The sequence below is a fragment of the Halobacillus litoralis genome, from assembly GCF_020524025.1.
GTDB lineage: Bacteria > Bacillota > Bacilli > Bacillales > Halobacillaceae > Halobacillus > Halobacillus litoralis_D.
Genome location: NZ_JAIVKN010000002.1, coordinates 756,310 through 773,295 on the forward strand (window position 1 = coordinate 756,310; position 16,986 = coordinate 773,295).

Annotated in this window: 14 protein-coding genes; 2 read left to right on the plus strand and 12 right to left on the minus strand. The window is 42.9% G+C overall.

Going from position 1 to position 16,986, the window contains the following annotated elements; all coding sequences use genetic code 11:
- Positions 1–68: 68 nt before the first annotated feature.
- A complete protein-coding gene (locus LC036_RS10215; RefSeq protein WP_226581763.1) occupies positions 69–1,391 on the minus strand; it encodes an alpha/beta hydrolase in 1,323 nt (440 codons plus the stop codon).
- A 97-nt stretch (positions 1,392–1,488) separates the two neighbouring features.
- The gene (locus LC036_RS10220) at positions 1,489–2,661 is read right to left on the minus strand and encodes an MFS transporter (protein ID WP_226581765.1); all 1,173 of its coding nucleotides are present in this window, start codon (positions 2,659–2,661) and stop codon (positions 1,489–1,491) included.
- A 535-nt stretch (positions 2,662–3,196) separates the two neighbouring features.
- Between LC036_RS10220 and LC036_RS10225 the strand changes: the two genes are divergently transcribed.
- Positions 3,197–3,709, plus strand: coding sequence for a hypothetical protein (locus LC036_RS10225; RefSeq protein WP_226581767.1), 513 nt, complete (start codon positions 3,197–3,199; stop codon positions 3,707–3,709).
- 47 nt (positions 3,710–3,756) lie between these two features.
- Here the strand turns inward: LC036_RS10225 and LC036_RS10230 are convergent, their stop codons facing one another.
- From LC036_RS10230 to LC036_RS10240, 3 genes are all read right to left on the minus strand, one after another.
- On the minus strand, positions 3,757–4,479 hold the full coding sequence (locus LC036_RS10230) for a CAP domain-containing protein (protein ID WP_226581769.1): 723 nt from the start codon (positions 4,477–4,479) through the stop codon (positions 3,757–3,759).
- Positions 4,480–4,579: 100 nt separating this feature from the next.
- On the minus strand, positions 4,580–5,728 hold the full coding sequence (locus LC036_RS10235) for a DEAD/DEAH box helicase (RefSeq protein WP_226581771.1): 1,149 nt from the start codon (positions 5,726–5,728) through the stop codon (positions 4,580–4,582).
- Positions 5,729–5,844: 116 nt separating this feature from the next.
- Positions 5,845–6,279, minus strand: a complete 435-nt coding sequence (locus tag LC036_RS10240) for an SRPBCC family protein (protein ID WP_226581773.1) — start codon at positions 6,277–6,279, stop codon at positions 5,845–5,847.
- A gap of 136 nt (positions 6,280–6,415) precedes the next feature.
- Between LC036_RS10240 and LC036_RS10245 the strand changes: the two genes are divergently transcribed.
- Positions 6,416–7,825: a Na+/H+ antiporter NhaC family protein gene (locus LC036_RS10245; RefSeq protein ID WP_226581776.1), complete on the plus strand. Its 1,410-nt coding sequence runs from the start codon at positions 6,416–6,418 to the stop codon at positions 7,823–7,825.
- Positions 7,826–8,020: 195 nt separating this feature from the next.
- On the opposite strand, the gene LC036_RS10250 is transcribed toward LC036_RS10245, so the two are convergent.
- The 7 genes from LC036_RS10250 to argJ form a co-directional block, all read right to left on the minus strand.
- Positions 8,021–8,506: a GyrI-like domain-containing protein gene (locus LC036_RS10250; protein ID WP_226581777.1), complete on the minus strand. Its 486-nt coding sequence runs from the start codon at positions 8,504–8,506 to the stop codon at positions 8,021–8,023.
- Positions 8,507–8,682: 176 nt separating this feature from the next.
- Positions 8,683–9,621, minus strand: a complete 939-nt coding sequence (gene argF / locus LC036_RS10255; RefSeq protein ID WP_226582513.1) for an ornithine carbamoyltransferase — start codon at positions 9,619–9,621, stop codon at positions 8,683–8,685.
- 14 nt (positions 9,622–9,635) lie between these two features.
- Positions 9,636–12,656, minus strand: coding sequence for a carbamoyl phosphate synthase large subunit (locus tag LC036_RS10260; RefSeq protein ID WP_226581779.1), 3,021 nt, complete (start codon positions 12,654–12,656; stop codon positions 9,636–9,638).
- On the minus strand, positions 12,646–13,707 hold the full coding sequence (locus tag LC036_RS10265) for a carbamoyl phosphate synthase small subunit (RefSeq protein ID WP_226581781.1): 1,062 nt from the start codon (positions 13,705–13,707) through the stop codon (positions 12,646–12,648). Before LC036_RS10265 ends, LC036_RS10260 begins: the two co-directional genes overlap by 11 nt.
- Positions 13,708–13,814: 107 nt before the next feature.
- Positions 13,815–14,975 carry an acetylornithine transaminase gene (locus LC036_RS10270; RefSeq protein WP_226581783.1) on the minus strand — a complete coding sequence of 387 codons (1,161 nt, stop codon included), beginning with the start codon at positions 14,973–14,975 and terminating at the stop codon, positions 13,815–13,817.
- Positions 14,972–15,763, minus strand: a complete 792-nt coding sequence (gene argB, locus LC036_RS10275) for an acetylglutamate kinase (RefSeq protein WP_226581786.1) — start codon at positions 15,761–15,763, stop codon at positions 14,972–14,974. The genes LC036_RS10270 and argB overlap by 4 nt, the downstream gene beginning before the upstream one ends.
- Positions 15,744–16,952, minus strand: a complete 1,209-nt coding sequence (gene argJ, locus LC036_RS10280) for a bifunctional ornithine acetyltransferase/N-acetylglutamate synthase (protein ID WP_226581788.1) — start codon at positions 16,950–16,952, stop codon at positions 15,744–15,746. Before argJ ends, argB begins: the two co-directional genes overlap by 20 nt.
- Positions 16,953–16,986: the final 34 nt, after the last annotated feature.

Sequence of the window (16,986 nt, forward strand, 5' to 3'; positions counted from 1 at the left end):
TATAGCAGTCTAAGGGATCAGCAAACCCTACCAGAAGACGATCCGCACATGAAAGTAGACTTAAACACTTATTCGCTATGATAAAAGTTATGGTTCCTTAAAAACTTCACAACCTCTTCAACGAGTCCTTCTTTTAATGGCAGATCAGGATTTGTATAGGTTGCTAAATTTTCCTCTCTCTTTACTGGAGCGTCCTTCAACACGTGATTCATCCCTTCTAAAAGGACCAGTTCAGCCTCAGGCTTAGCTGCTTTCAGCCGCCTGGCCTCTTCTACTGATACTTGGAGATCATGCTCTCCATTAATAATTAATATGGGAACTTCGAGCCTGCTCAGTTGTTCAGAAGGATCATAAGCCATCCATGATCTAAGAAAGGGTTGAACATCTGGAGAAAATAATTGTTGCAAAGAGGAACGAACCTTGGTGACTTCCTCCCCTTTTCTCAGTTGTTCCAAAATCGTTTCACTCTCTTCATACAGATCCTCGGGCAGACTTTCCTTAAGCTGATCCTCCAAAACCCGATCAATTGGTCTACCCGCTCCAGCAAGGGAAACAAACGCATCTGTCGTCTCAGGTTCAGCAGCCATCATTCCGACAAGAGACCCCTGGCTATGACCAATGACAGCTATATTGGTAAAACGCTCCTCTTGTTTCAACCGTTCCAACCACTGTTCAGCATCGTTAACAAACACTTCGAACCTCATTTTATCCTCTTCCACAACAGCTTGAGCATTTCTACCTGCCCCTCGCTTGTCATATCTTAGAGAAGCAATCCCTTCCTCGGCCAACCCCTCAGCAAGAAGCTTCAGACTGTTATTTCCACGCGAACCCTGCGTATTGCCATTACGATCAGTTGGACCTGATCCTGGAATTATGAGCGCAACTGGAGCTTCCTCCACCCCATCAGGCATGAGCAGCTCTCCATATAATTTCCCTGTGGGCGTTTCAATGGATAGAAATGTTCCGGATTCACTTTCCTGCTTCTGTTTACCTTTCATCAAAGCGAAGGAATAACTCTGCCCCGCCTGTGTAAATGTACCGGATAACTTCTTCTCATTTACTGTGCCGTCAAACCGGAGGGCCTGCCCTGAAACCGGCATCTGAAACGATATACGATTTCCATCTATTTCAATATCAGCTAACGGATACGCTTCTACATTCTGTAAAGGGATACTAATCGTTCCCTCCCATTCTTCTTCTTTTTGAAACTGTACACTAATTTCCAATGGTTGATTCGGGACGTTAATTGTCCCTTCCCAGTATCCTTTCAGCAGCCCTTTCACCTCTCCTTCGGTTTGTTTCCCTTCAAGATCTCCTGAATTGCTGCATCCTGTCAAAAGGAAAATCAGCGTGATTATCATCCATCCCAGTTGCCTTTTCAATTCATACACATCCTCTCACCTCCTTAAATTTTACAATAAATAGAAAGAATATATAACACGCTCTCTAAAAAAACAGCCTCGTCAAATGTGTTGACGAGGCTGTTTTTTAACTTTGTGTCTGTGTGGATTTTTGACTGTTCATAAACAAGGTAGTGACAAACATAAGCGCAAGGAAAATAAGGACAATACTAAATCCGCCGGTTGTACCAAAAATCTCAGATGCCAGACCGACGATATAACCAGCAATCCCCCCGCCGAGCCCGGCAGCGATGTAAATCAAACCTAAGGCAGAACCGCTCGTTTTAGAAAGCTGCGTTCCAAAAGCTGTTGCGGTTGGGAACAAGGTGGAGAAGAACAATCCTGCACCCGCAAAAAGATATGGGAAATTTTCTGCTACTAGAAAGCTGATTCCCACCATAATAAGGGCGCCTGCAGAGAATGTTATAAGGATAATGCGCTCATTGATCCAATTCGTTAAATAGGCAACGCCGAGACGTCCGGCCATAAAGAAGATAGAGAAAACAGAAAGAATAGTAGCCACAAGGTCTTCCTTCTCGGCCTCTGGCATCCCACCTAAATCAAGCGACTTTAAATAAGTAGGAAAGAAGTTCGTAAAGGAGACTTCAGCAGATACCTGAAAGACTAGAAAAACCATTAAGAAAACGAACTGTGCATCTTTCAGCATGGGAATAAAGGCTTTCAAGTCAATCTTTTCTGCTTTGCCTGATGGAAAGGCTACACTTGTAATATAAATAATAACCAAGATTAAGGTCGCAGCAATTCCAATGTAAAAATACCGCCAGGAAGCAAATTGGAACATGTAGTTAAGGAATTGTGGAAACAGGACCATTCCAAGCCCATATACTCCCATCGCAAAGTTGAACATCTGATTCTGCTTATTTGGATAAGCAGCAGGTACAATCGCATTCGAAGCGACCCCCAATGCTCCAAGTCCAAAACCGACAATCATATAAAATCCAAGAAAGAACATGATGTTTGGAGCAAGTCCCGTACCAAGGAATCCCAGCCCCATAATGACAGCTCCAATAATTGTCATCGTTCGGAGCCCTTTTTTATCTGTATAATATCCAATCAGAACACTAGCCAATGTAAAACCGAGTTGAAAAATTAATACAACTAAGCCGAATTGACTCATATCCAGACCCAGGTCCTGCTCGACCTGATCGAGTACAATTCCTTTTGTATTTGTTACACCCCCGGATATAAACTGGGTGAACATAAGAATAATTAATGCATGTATACTTTTCCCCTTAGACATGATGGTACCTCCTGAAAATTTTATTGTTCGGGAACATTTTCAGGAAATTCCCCGGCTTTTTTTATTTAAAACTGCCTTTTTTTATGTAAACGTTTTTTTAATAAAACTTTTTCATGTAAGCGGTTGTCTGGGGTTTCTTAAGAAAATCATACAAGTGTGCAGGGGCTCTATGAGGGGAGTTTTTAAAAAGATTGGCTGCGAGGAAGGTACTTCGTGGTATGAGCTGCTTTTTCCGCTCAACAAAAAACAGGGGCAGTTCGATGCCAAACGTGCTGTACTTAATCAAACTTCATAAGGGAGACAATAGACCTGCTTCCAGCATCAAGGAAGATTGTCTCAGGCCCCCTCTAATTATAAGACCTCGTACACGTCTTAGACCCCTGTTTATTTGATCAACGAAAGGGTAAATTAAGACAAAGATTACAGGAGGCGGACTTTTTGGCTAAGAATTTAACGGTGCTCACCCTAAGTTACCTGACTGCGCTGATTGTTTTAACTGTACCTTTCCTTCTACCATAAGGAGGATTTCTTTCAAGTGATCCGCAGTGTCACAGGATTTGGACTAGCTCCTGCTGTTTTATTTTACGGAAACAGACATTCCCTGTGGTTCCGTCGTTCCTTCCGCTGGATGGTCAACTTGAGTCATCACTTATGGATATGTGCCGTTATTTTTGCAGCAGGTACACTTATAAGCTATGATTTGGCACTCCTTTTCCCCTACCAAATTGGGTTACCCTTACACTTATTCACACTGATCTGCTGTACGGTTATTTACTGGTCCCCTTTGCTGCTCCGATCATCTTTCCAACGACCCCTGCCTTTTATCCAACGTTTCGTCTACCTCATTCTTACGACTATGTTCTTTTTCATCTATCACGAGGCTGCTTACTCTTTCCATAACCTTTCATCAAGTCTTACTTTCATGACCACAGGTACTTTGGTTATGATTTTATATCTGTATCTATTTATTTCGGAGTGGACAAATGCAGAAAAGAAACCGGACCGCTTCCATGTGAAAGGGTACTTCGAGAAACTCACAGAAAAATAGCACACAAAAAAACAGAGATCATTGAGATCTCTGCTTTTTCATTTATCTTATCTTGGCGTCATAAACAGCTGGGTCCAGTACGTGTGGTAAGGTCCTTCTCCCTCAATGTAACCGACACCAATGTGGGTGAAGTCTTCGTGAAGGATGTTTTCCCGGTGGCCTTCACTGTTCATCCAGCCTTCAACCACTTCCTCAGGCGTACGCTGTCCTGCAGCGATATTTTCTCCCGCCGCGCGATATGTGAAGTCAAACTGGTCCATCATTTCAAATGGAGTTCCATACGTCGGAGAAGTGTGACTGAAATAACTTTTATTGGACATATCCTGTGATTTTATATCAGCAAGACCACTTAAAGAATTATGAAGAATTAGAGGTTCCAAACCCCGCTTCGCCCTTTCCTCATTGACAAGATCCACAACCTCTTTTTCATATTCGCCCGGTTCGTATTCAGCCAGGCTCTGCTGAGAAGCAGAAGGATCCTCAGAGGGTTCATCAGCTGTGGATTCATTCAATGGAGTTTCGTCAGGTGAAGTCTCAGGGTATTTCCATTCGATATCTTCCATAAACTCAAAAATAGACTGAAGGTCAGATGAAAATCCTTTCACTTCTTTTTGTATATCTGTGTCGGACACCCACCCTTGGATATGCTGGGAAACTTTTTCGTAGGAAGCTCTCGGTCCTTCTTTCCAGAAATCCTGGGCAGAGACTGGTGTCGCAATAACAATAATGACAAATAAGAAAATTAGAAAGAGAAAAAACTTTTTTATCATGATGGCTCTCTCCTCATTAAGACCAGTTGTTGTTTCTACTCTTTAGTATTCCACTCTCCCGTTCAGAAGGCAACTTCCAACTATTTACTATGATGATCACTTACTTCCCGGCGTTTTCTAATTCACCTTTGTAGATCATCTTTTTGTGAAGGGAAATGTTTAATTCACGGGCAAATTTTTTCAACCTTTTTTCTTCTACAGGGTTAACTAACGAAACAACCGTTCCTTCTGTAGATCCAATACGGCCTGTCCGCCCGGCTCTGTGAATATATGAAGTAACATCTTTTGGTACATCGAGATTGACGATATGATTAATTTCCTGAATATCTAATCCTCTAGCTGCTACATCTGTGGCTAACAGTAATGGGTATTCCCCTTTACGAAATTCTTTAATCGCTTTTGCTCGCTGTTCTTTCTTTGCATCACTATGCAGGAGTCCGATATCAAGGTTCTGATAGGATAATTTTTCAGCCATTACGTTTAACTTTGCAATGTCCTGCATAAAAGCAAGACCTTTAAAGCCAGCCATCCTGGCTAACTTCCGAAGGTTCTCTATTTTGTCGCGATCCTCACAAACAATATAGGTATGCGTGACTTCTGGTTTCTTCAGCTCTTCAGTTACGCGTACGACCTCTGCTTCTTCGTCCATAAAGGTCTGGGCTACATCAATGACTTCTTCTGGAAGCGTTGCAGAGAAAAGTAAAGTCTGCGTATCTCTTAAGGTACTTTTCAATATATTCTCTACCGTATTGATATGTTCAGGTACGAGAAGCTGATCAGCCTCATCCATAACAACACTTTTAATTTCATGTGCCTTCAGTTTCTTCTTCTTCTGCATTAATTCGTATATACGGCCTGGAGTCCCTATCACCACATGCGGTTTTTTCTTCAACTTATCAACCTGGCGTTTGACGTTAGCGCCGCCGATAAGCGTCATGCTTGTAATACCGCTTCCTTTCGTCCATGTTTGGACCTCCTGGTGTATCTGCATGACTAACTCATGAGACGAAGCCATAATTAATACCTGCGTATGCTTCTTCTCTGGATCTACCTTTTGAATAAGGGGAAGGACATAGGCAAGCGTCTTCCCGCTCCCTGTCGGCGCTTCTGCGAGTACGTCTTCTCCTTGTAAAATAAATGGAATCGTTTCTTCCTGTACTTTTGTAAGTGATTCATATCCAGAGGTCTGCCAAGCTTCTTTTGAAGAAGTCCTCAACTCCGCAAACCATGAATGATCCTTTTCAGTCATCTCAATCCGTCCCTTTCTTCTTTACAATATAAAAAATAGGCCTCTTCCCATATTGGATAACGGAGAGGCCTTTCATACATAATCCACAACTTATTTTTATTATATCACCATCAGCTTCAAGTTTCGATAAACTTCTTTAAGCGGCTTAAATGATCCTGGTCTTCCTTTTTTATGATTCTTTTAATTAATGGTTTCATAAGAGAGTTCCGAAGTCCTTGAGTGTAAAGCTCTCCCTTAAAATCTACACGGGTTCCGTCTTTCGTTTGTGTAAATGTATAATGATAACGTAAATCTAAATCGTACTGAACACTTCTTACTGAATATTGTTTATCCTTTTCATATGAGGTCACATTAATCGTAGAGGATACCTTTCTTCCTCTAATCTCCCTGGTCTCTTTAAATGAATACCCCTCTCTAACCGGTCCTTCGCTTAATAATTCAACCTTAACCACCGCGTCCATAATGTGGGGGCTGTTCCTGAAATCAGTCGCCATAGCAAACACTTCTTCCACTGGTTTCTTAATGATGATGGATTGATCCATAAAAGCCATACTACTCCTCCTCGCCTACTTCTTTTACCCTTTATTTCTTCATTTAAGATTGGAATCCTTTTTATCCCCTTTAGAATATATTTCTAAAAACGCACACATGCTACTAAGAGCATTCCACAAAGCGAGGTACACTTTTATGGGTTGGATTTCTGTTGTTCCCTTTGTTGTTGTAATTGTTGCTGCTATTTGGACAAAACAGGTGATTCCAAGCCTGCTTTTTGCTGTTGTCGTAGCTGGATACATCCTGGATCCTCATTGGCTCGGCGGGATGATTACCTCTTTAGGTTTCATCATTGAAGGTCTCACGGATAAAAACAATCTGAAGATCATCCTCTTCCTTTACGCTTTTTCCGCTTTGATCGGAATTATTAAAATGTCCGGAGGTATAAAGGGGTTTGTAAAAGAAGCTACCGAACGGATTGACCATAAGCGAGGGGCTTTTATTTTAACATGGCTCTCCTCTCTCGGTACTTTCAGTGCGCCAAGCTTCCGCATTGTTACCATCGGACCTGTGATGAAAGCTTTACGAAAAAATATTCCGATGACAAAACAAGAACTCGGGTTTGTCATTGAAACGACAGCCTCGCCTCTGGTTGTCTTAATTCCGATCGCTACTGCTTTTGTAGGCTATATGACATCAGTCATTGAGCTTTCCCTTCAACAGGCGAATACGGATGGAGACGCTTATTCTCTATATATTAAAAGCATCCCTTTTAATTTCTTTGCGTTTTCGATGCTGGCTGTAGGGTTTTATCTAAGTTTTTTTCATAAGAATAAAAAGCCTGCCACAGATGCAGAGAATATGGATCAGGAGAAAAGATCGGATGACGACCAGTGGGAAGACTGCCACCCAGCGGTGACAAAGGAACTCCCAGCTAAGCCATGGCACTTAATTATTCCTTTATTCAGTGTCATCCTTCTTACATTCTTCCTTATGTATAGACTTGGTGTGAAAAATGGAGAAACCGGCTGGGATGCCCTGATTAACGCGAATGTTCTCGATGCTATGGTATTAGCCGTGCTGATCACGTTAATTGGATTCGTCCTCTATCTAAAGCTGCGTTCACAGTCCTTGAAAAAAATGATGGACCACTTAATTGAAGGAGGAAATGAGATAATGGGCGTGATCCTCCTTTTAGCTATGGTATGGGGATTAAGCAGCGGCTCAAAAGCATTGAAATTTGCAGATACCATATCTTCTTCTTTTGACTGGATCCCTGCCGGGTATGTAGCTGTCATCACATTTGTAATTGGATGTGGTTTGTCTTACTTCATCGGCTCTTCCTGGGGGACATGGGGGATTCTTATGCCTGTTGGTGTTTCCGTCGCAGTCGCAGCCGGAAGTTCACTCCCTATGGTGATTGGAGCTGTTTTTGCAAGTGGAACCTTTGGAGCTTTTGCCTCCCCTTTAAGTGATGATACCAATACAACAGCGGGGATTTTGAACTTGAATCCTATCAAATATGCACGTTTTAAGCTTAAGCCTGCTCTAATTGCCGCAGGCGTGGCAGCCGCCCTGTACTTTGGGTTGTCCTTCCTTTTATAAAAGGTTTGTTCTAAATTAAACGCTGTTGTTACTTTGGAAAGACGCTGTGGTGATATCAGATCTTCTTCATCAAACAGAGTTTTTTTAGCTGAAAATGATCTATGACACACATTACAACATAGAAAATAAAAAAGCTTGCAGAGAAACGGTAGAGTTTCTCTACAAGCGGCAGGAAAGCACTCGTTTGCTTCCCTTTTATTTAATTGGTAAGTAAAGTCTGTAACTCGTCGAAGAACCTGTATAAGAGTGATATTCTTCAAAACCAAAACCATCCACATTGTCATATCCCTGATCTTTAATCCACTGATGCAGATAAGGATATGGGTTAAAATCATGAACAGAAGGATCATATTCAACCATTGCATACTTTTGAGCTGGTATTGTTTTTGTAATCATATCCTGAGGAATCTTCTCGAAGCTATCCACCTCTACAGCAGCAATCCAATAGAAAGCATCGTTCATCTCATCCCAATTCGGCGGGTCCACAAACATTCCAATTGAACGAGGAGCGTTTACTCGGTTCTTAACTTTCGATAACTTTGTCTTATGGAATTCTTCCATTAACTGCGGGATTTTAATTTCCCTTTCATCCATCATCGTTTGACAGTAAACACCGACCACCTTGAAATTCGATTTACGAACGACCTTAGGTTCCACAGCCGTTGTTAATTGCTCACTCATTGCATGGCCACTCCTTTAGTTTTTGATCACTCTCTCTTTCTAATTCAACATGAATCCTCTTTTCCCTTGTAAAAAATTGACGTTCGATGGTATTCGTAGCTTTTCGACTATCTTTTCAAGGAAATGACCCTGTTCCTTTATCATATTGTGGATGGCCCAGGAAATATGCTTAATTTTTAACCCCTCCCCATTGCAGCCTGCAGAATAGCCTTTTGGACATGCATTCGATTTTCAGCTTGCTGGAAAACAGCGGAGTGAGGACCGTCAATAATATCACCGGTCACTTCCTCCCCTCTATGAGCCGGCAGACAGTGCAGGAAGGAAACATCGTTTTTAGCTGTCATAAACAACTGTGTGTTTACCTGGTACCCGTCAAAGCTGCGCATACGCTCCTGTGCTTCTTCCTCCTGACCCATACTCGTCCAAACATCGGTGTAAATGACGTCCGCATCATGCACTGCTTTTTTCGGATCTTGTTCAATAACGACGGAACCGTTGTATTTCTCTGCCAGCTTTTTGGCTTCTTTAACAATGGAAGCTTTCGGTTCATAACCAGAAGGAGTAGAGATCACAACTTCCATTCCCATCATCGCCGCAAGAATCATTAGCGAATGGGCAACATTGTTTCCATCGCCAACATAGACCACCTTTACTCCAGCCAAGCGGCCCTTTAATTCTAAAATGGTAAAAAGGTCAGCAAGCGCCTGGCATGGATGATAAAGATCGCACAGTCCATTTATGACAGGCACTGAAGCATGAGCGGCTAATTCTTTTAATTTATCATGGGAAGTCGTACGATACATGATAGCATCCACGTACCCTGATAGAACCCGTGCTGTATCAGCAATCGTCTCTCCACGTCCTACTTGAATGTCTTTCGTATTCAAATAAAGCGCATGCCCCCCCATCTGCACCATACCCACTTCAAAAGAGACACGGGTCCTGGTCGAAGATTTTTCAAAAACCATCGCTAAATTTTTCCCTTGCAGAGCCTGCGAATACGGATTCTCTTTTATATGCTGAGCCCGGGCCAGCAAGTAAGAGATTTGAGACTGGTCATACTCAAGCCAAGTCAGGACATGTTTCCCCTGTAAGGAGGTATCGGTTGAATGCATCTGATCTATTAAGTTCATAACGAACGCACTCCTTCATCAATTTTTTTGGGTAACGGAAGAGGAATTACCTGCTCACATTCCAGTGATTGCAGATATGCTTTGTACGTCTTCCATTCACTAATCACAAAAACCCCATTCTTCACAGCCTGAATTCTCCGCCGGCGTGCCTCTTCTGTTTTCTGATCATTCACGTAGAGGCCGGATTCATCCAAAGTCAGCCAATCTTCAAAGGAAATGTCAGAAGAATGATCAACATCGGGATCATCCATTTCAATAAAACAGGAGTTACGATCCTGATAGAAATGAGGGAGGTGAGAAAATACTTTACGCAACGCTTCTTCTACCGTCCGCCCCAGACACATGCCCTCTCCTGTCGACTTCATGTTCGGGCCGAGTTTATGATCAATTTCCGTCATCGCATAGGATGAAAAAACAGGATATTTCACAGCGACATGTTCGAAGGAAGGCATTTCTAAATGGCCTAAAGGAAACGGATTGTCTTGAATCAAGGCTTTTACAGCCAGGTCAATCATCGGTACATCCGCTACCTTACTGACAATAGGGACGGTACGACTCGCCCGGGGATTGACTTCCAACACATACACCGTTCCCTTATCAATTAAAAATTGGATATTCATGATTCCCTTATAATGAAAGTGGGAAGAAATTCGGCGGCTGTAATCGGTAATTTTATCTTTAATGGCTGGTGAAATCCGGGACGGAAAAACAGCCAGACTGTCCCCTGAATGGACACCCCCGGGTTCAATGTGCTCCATGACTTCCGGCAGGAAAATATCGTGGCCGTCCGCTACAAGATCGACTTCCGCTTCCATTCCTTCCATAAATGAATCTAAAACAATAGGATAATGACGTTCATCTGTTTCGTTCAGGGCGTGCTCTAGTTCCTGCTTGTTCTCAATAATCATCATTCCCTGCCCCCCAATTACATAGGACGGGCGGCAGAGAAGAGGGAATGTATAGCTTTCGGCAGCTTCTAACGCTTCGATTTTCGTGTGGCAGGTCGTTCCGGTTACATGAGGGATGTCTAAACCTTTTAAAGCCTCATAAAACTTATCACGATCTTCGAGTGCATCCAGAACTTCGGTCGACACACCAGCTAAAGGTATCCCCATATCTTCCAAATCTGCAGCCATATTAATAGCTGTCTGACCTCCAAATTGAGTGAAGACAAGGTCAACATTCTCGTAATGAACAATAGAGGAAATGACTTCTTTTTGGATCGGTTCAAAGTAAAGACGATCAGCCGTTTCATAATCAGTGCTTACAGTTTCCGGGTTGTTATTAACCATGATCGTTGTCCATCCTTGCTGTTGTAAGCTCTGGATAGCTTTTACTGCGCTGTAGTCAAACTCTACTCCCTGGCCGATTCTTATAGGACCTGAACCAATAATTAACGCTTTCCTGGCCGCTTTCAAAGGCTCGATTTCATTGTTTCCAGCAAACGTGCTGTACACATAATTGGTGGCCGCTTCGAATTCAGCTGCGCACGTGTCGACTATCTTAAACGCGCGTTGAATTCCGTAAGCCTCTCGTTTTTCACTTATCTCTTCTTCAGAAACATTATGAATCTCAGCTATTTTCTGATCTGGAAATCCTGCAGTTTTTGCTCTTTTCAACAATGGTTCTGATAAGGTTTGAGCCGCCAGCTGCTTTTCAATATCCACAAGATTCTTTAACACTTGTAAGAAAAAGAGATCAATTTTGGTCACACGATGAATTGAATCCAGGGTCTCCCCTTGATGTAAAAGCTGCAGAATAGCGAAGTACCGGAGATCGGTAGGCTTTTTCAAATGGTGCCACTCTTCTTGAATGACAGGGATCTTCGTATCCAGTGATTGAATGGCTTTTTGGAAGGCTCCTTCTAAAGTCCGGTCAATAGCCATGACTTCCCCGGTCGCTCTCATTTTCGTTCCAAGGGCTCGATCAGTTTCAGAGAATTTATCGAAAGGCCATCGCGGAAATTTAACGACTACATAATCAAGTGCCGGCTCAAAGCTTGCATAAGTGTTTTGTGTCAGGGGATTTTTTAATTCATCGAGATTGTAGCCAAGCGCTATCTTGGTGGCTATTTTCGCAATAGGATAGCCGGTCGCTTTCGAAGCAAGTGCCGAAGACCGGCTCACCCGTGGATTAACTTCAATGACATAATACTGCTGACTGGATGGGTCGAGAGCAAGCTGAACGTTACAGCCCCCTATCACCTCCAGCGCAGATACGATGGTAAAAGCTGCTGTCCGTAACATTTGATACTCGACATCGGTTAACGTTTGAGATGGAGCAACTACAATAGAATCCCCGGTATGTACACCAACAGGATCGAAATTTTCCATGTTACAAACAGATATGCACGTACCATTTTTGTCACGCATAATTTCATATTCAATTTCTTTAAAACCTGCGATACTTTTCTCTACAATCACTTGATGGATCGGGCTTGCCTTTAAACCTGTCGGAATCAGTTCAATCAATTCTTCTTCACTGTGAACGATTCCACCCCCGCGTCCTCCGAGCGTATAAGCCGGCCGGCTGATAATCGGATACCCAACAAGGGACGCAAAAGCCTTGGCCTGCTCCAATGTTGTTATGACTTCACTTTCTGGAACCGGCTGGTCTAATTCATTCATTAACGAGCGAAACAGTTCTCTATCCTCACCCTGCTGTATAGAGTGGACACTTGTCCCCAGGAGTTCAACATTATATTTTGCTAAAACCCCTTCTTTTTCTAACTCGACAGCTAAATTCAGAGCCGTCTGACCACCCAGTCCGGCAAGTAGAGCATCTGGACGTTCACGTTCAATCACTCCAGCTATACTTTCCACTGTCAGAGGTTCACTGTAGACAATATCTGCAATATCGTAATCAGTCATAATTGTCGCTGGATTGTTATTAACGAGGACAACTTCACACCCTTCTTCTTTCAAAGCTAAACAGCCTTGAGTACCGGAATAGTCAAACTCAGCCGCCTGACCGATCATAATCGGTCCTGATCCAATTACTAAAACTTTAAGAGACATGTGTCTTCACCCCTTTGCTTTTTACCAATTTTATAAAATCATCGAACAACCATTCTGCATCCTTAGGTCCTGGGTGTGCTTCCGGATGAAATTGAGCAGACATGACTAATTTTGATTCGTGTATAAGCCCTTCAACGGAGCCATCATTGACGTTGCAGAATCTCTTAACTAAAGGTGTTCCTTCTAAACTATCTTCCATAACAACGTAATTGTGATTCTGGGAAGTGAGAAAAACGTTTCCAGTCAAGACGTCCTTTACCGGATGATTCGCTCCCCTGTGACCAAAATCGAGCTTAGTTGTATCTGCTCCATAAGCCAGCGCTATGACCTGATGGCCCATACATATCCCTAAAGAAGGATACTGTTCAAGAATGGCTTTATACTCAGGCAGCAGATCTTTTGTATCTTTCGGATCACCAGGGCCGTTAGATAGAATCACCGCATCTGGATTCAGATCATGTATAACACGAGCTTCAGTAAAAGGGATGACAGATACGCGGATATTACGATTTAATAAGGCATGAACAATTGATTTCTTCCAGCCGAAATCAATTAAACTGATATGAAGATCACCCTCACCATAAGTAGTGATATGGTCTTCCTTCACACCAAAGATCTGCTTATCCTCTGGATGCTCAAAGGTATAGTTTGAATGCTGACTAAGTGCTGCCTGTTGTGTGCCCTTCGAACGAATGGCTTTTGTTACTTCCCTTGTATCCACTCCCGTTATATATGGGACTTGGTTCTGATCCAGGTAGCTTCCTAATGAATGGGTCTTTTGATAATGCGAAGGGAAATCTGCACATTGATACATAACCACTCCGCTAACTTGTATCTCTTCACTTTCACCATCGTGATCATTCACCCCATAATTACCTATAAGAGGATAGGTGAAAACTACAATCTGTCCTTTGTAGGACGGGTCTGTAAGCACCTCCTGATAACCTGTCATTCCTGTAAAAAATACGATTTCTCCTTGGATATCATTGAAATGCGGAGAAGCCTCTCCTCTAAACGTTTGTCCGTCCTGCAATATTAAATTTCCGATCATTTGATCACCCCACAGAATGAATATTTATTAACTAATGCGTATTTTTATACATTCAATATCTACGAATGGCGGTGCATCATTAAAACCAATGTCACCGCCTCTTTATCTTAAGCTTTCTGTAAACTTTCTTCATGTTGTTGAATTGCCTGTTTTATTAAACGGACAGCTTGACTCATTTCTTCTTCCTCTACAGTTAGTGGAGGGAGAAGGCGCAATACATGTGGACCCGCAACGACTGCCAGCAGTCCTTGTTCCCTTAAAGAATGAACCAGCTGAATGGCTTCTGTATTTAAGGAGATGCCAATCATCAGTCCCTTCCCACGAACTTCATTGACGCTTGAGTAATCAAGGAGTTCCTCTTCTAACTTTTCTTTGAACTGAGTACCTTTTTCATCAACCCGGCTTAGAAAATCAGAAGTGAAAATCTGTTCAAGAGTTGCCTTCACAGCCGCTGAGGCCAGAGGATTTCCACCAAATGTGGATCCATGAGAACCTGCCGTAAACGTTTCTGCAAGCTCTGCTTTACCAATCATGGCACCGACTGGAAATCCACTTCCTAATCCTTTGGCAGAAGTTACAATATCTGGACTAAGTCCGTGATGCTGGAAAGCAAATGCCTTTCCAGTTCTTCCAATACCCGTTTGGACCTCATCAATAATTAGTAAGGCTCCTAATTCTCTGCACTTTTCTTCTACTGCCTGCAGGAATTCGGTCGTACCGGGAACAACACCACCTTCCCCCTGGATCACCTCTACCATGATCGCTGCTACATGACCATCGTGTACCTCCTCAATCGCCTGAACATCATTATAGGGAAAGTATTCAAAGGTTGGCAGCAGCTGGCCAAAGCCTTGATGAATTTTATCCTGTCCCGTCGCACTCATTGTCGCAAATGTCCGGCCATGGAAAGACTGTTTGAAAGAGATGATTTTGTCTCTTCCAGTATGCTTTCGTGCTAATTTGATCGCAGCCTCATTTGCTTCTGCTCCGCTGTTACAGAAAAACACATAATCTAATTCAGCAGCATTACTTAATTTTTCTGCCGCTTGTTCCTGAACAGGAATTTGATACAAATTAGATACATGCCACACCTGGTCTAATTGATTCTGGATTGCTTCCTGCACTCTTGGAGGGCGGTGCCCTAAATTACATACAGCAATACCCGATACAAAATCCAGATATTCTTTCCCCTGATCATCGAACACTTTTGTACCTTCACCGGAAACAATGGTTAAGGGGAAGCGGTTATAAGTAGGGAATAAACTCATTTGATTTTCTCCTTTCGTTTCGCTCTTATGGAAGTCCCTTTAATCTTATCTTCTTCAACTAAAGCGTCTTCCCCACTGACAATCAAGACCTCCTGCATATGATCAGATAAGGCATCAACAGCAGACTGCACTTTAGGAATCATCCCCCCGTAGATGATCCCTCCATCAATAAGACTCGAAATTTCTTCTGGAGTCGTATCTTGAATGACTTGATCGTCTACTAAAATTCCAGGTACATCAGTGACAAACAACAGCTTCTCTGCTTGAACCGCCTTCGCTATAGCCGCAGCTGCAACGTCAGCATTTATATTAACCGTTTGATGATCATCTGTTTTGCCAAAGGGAGAGACAACCGGGACGTAGTCTCCTTCAAGGAGGTGCTCAAGTAGATCAGCATTCACGTAATCCACTTTACCCACATAATCGAGTTTCTCACGATTCATATAGGTGGCCCTTAGAAGGGTCGTTTCGGATCCTTTGACTCCTACAGCCTTTACACCATGTTTCGCTAATTCACCTGTGATCTGGCCGCTGACCTTGCCTCCGAGAACCATCTCTACAACTTCTAATGTTTCCCTTGTTGTTTTACGAAGTCCCTCATGAAACTCTCCCTCAATATTTAACCGTCCCAACAGATCAGTGATTGAAGGTCCGCCTCCATGGACGACGATGCAGCGATAGTGTTTCAGTATATCTTGAAAGCTCGCATAGAAAGAGGTTGTCAGCTGGTCTAACATGCTGCCTCCAAGTTTAATTACAATGACTGGTTTATGTTCTGTAACTGGCATTGATTTTGATATAGTCATAGGTTAAATCACACCCCCATGCTGTCCCTGACCCATCACCTTCACCAAGATGAATGGCAATGGTCACTTCTTCTTTGTCCAGGTCTTCTGTTGCCTGCTCCTCTGAAAAAGAACAAGGGGTTCCGTTACTAAAGACCAGTTGATCTTCAATATATATATCACAGGCTTCAGCATTCACCTCTGCTTCACTGTGACCAATGGCTCCAACGATCCGGCCCCAGTTAGCATCTAAACCATAAACGGCCGTTTTCACTAAGCTGGATCCGACCACTTTCTTTGCTACAATACGCGCTTGTTCATTCGTTTTAGCTCCTGTGACATTCACTTCAATCAGCTTTGTTGCCCCTTCCCCATCTTTGGCAATCTGCTTTGCCAAATCTTCACATACAAGCTGAAGGGTCGATTGAAAAGCCCCCCAATCCGGGTGTTCTTCATGTAATTCCGAATGCCCGGCTTCCCCATTAGCAAGAGCCAGTACCATATCATTGGTCGACGTTTCCCCGTCCACTGTAATTTGATTGAAAGACTTATCAATCGAACGGCTTAATGCTTTTTGGAGAACGTCAGGTTCAATCCTGGCATCTGTTGTAATAAACCCAAGCATGGTTGCCATATTAGGATGGATCATACCAGATCCTTTAGAAGCTCCCCCGATAGATACCGTTTTCCCATCAATGGTCACTTGATAGCAAGCTGACTTTTGTCTGGTATCTGTAGTCAGAATGGCTTGTTGAAAACCTTCCTGTCCATCTTCGGACAAGTCAATCTTTTCGCACCCATATTCGATTTTATCCATAGGCAGCTGCTGTCCAATTACACCTGTAGAGGCTACCGCTACGAAATGATTGGGAATATCAAACCTTTGGGCAATCATTTCTCTCATGCGATAAGCATTAGCCAGCCCCTCTTCTCCTGTACAGGCATTGGCTACCGCGCTGTTGACCACAACTCCTTGAATTTTTCCCTGCTTTGCAATACTTTCTTGCGTTACTTTGAGAGGTGGTGCTTGAAAGTGGCTCTGTGTATACACGGCAGCAGCTGAGGCCGGTGTATCACTCATCACCAAGGCAAAATCTTTCTTACGGTACCTTAATCCACTGTGAATTCCTCCGGCTCGGTATCCTTTAGGTGTTAATATGGATCCATTTGCTACTTTTTCAATTTGATTCATTTCATCAGCTTGTATCAAGTCATCTCTCCCTCTC

Coding starts and splice junctions, on each gene's coding strand:
- LC036_RS10220 (WP_226581765.1), bottom strand. CDS start 2,661: ATGTCTAAGGGGAAAAGTATACATGCATTAATTATTCTTATGTTCACC.
- LC036_RS10230 (WP_226581769.1), bottom strand. CDS start 4,479: ATGATAAAAAAGTTTTTTCTCTTTCTAATTTTCTTATTTGTCATTATT.
- LC036_RS10235 (WP_226581771.1), bottom strand. CDS start 5,728: ATGACTGAAAAGGATCATTCATGGTTTGCGGAGTTGAGGACTTCTTCA.
- LC036_RS10240 (WP_226581773.1), bottom strand. CDS start 6,279: ATGGCTTTTATGGATCAATCCATCATCATTAAGAAACCAGTGGAAGAA.
- LC036_RS10245 (WP_226581776.1), top strand. CDS start 6,416: ATGGGTTGGATTTCTGTTGTTCCCTTTGTTGTTGTAATTGTTGCTGCT.
- LC036_RS10250 (WP_226581777.1), bottom strand. CDS start 8,506: ATGAGTGAGCAATTAACAACGGCTGTGGAACCTAAGGTCGTTCGTAAA.
- argF (WP_226582513.1), bottom strand. CDS start 9,621: ATGCATTCAACCGATACCTCCTTACAGGGGAAACATGTCCTGACTTGG.
- LC036_RS10260 (WP_226581779.1), bottom strand. CDS start 12,656: ATGTCTCTTAAAGTTTTAGTAATTGGATCAGGACCGATTATGATCGGT.
- LC036_RS10265 (WP_226581781.1), bottom strand. CDS start 13,707: ATGATCGGAAATTTAATATTGCAGGACGGACAAACGTTTAGAGGAGAG.
- LC036_RS10270 (WP_226581783.1), bottom strand. CDS start 14,975: ATGAGTTTATTCCCTACTTATAACCGCTTCCCCTTAACCATTGTTTCC.
- argB (WP_226581786.1), bottom strand. CDS start 15,763: ATGCCAGTTACAGAACATAAACCAGTCATTGTAATTAAACTTGGAGGC.
- argJ (WP_226581788.1), bottom strand. CDS start 16,952: ATGAATCAAATTGAAAAAGTAGCAAATGGATCCATATTAACACCTAAA.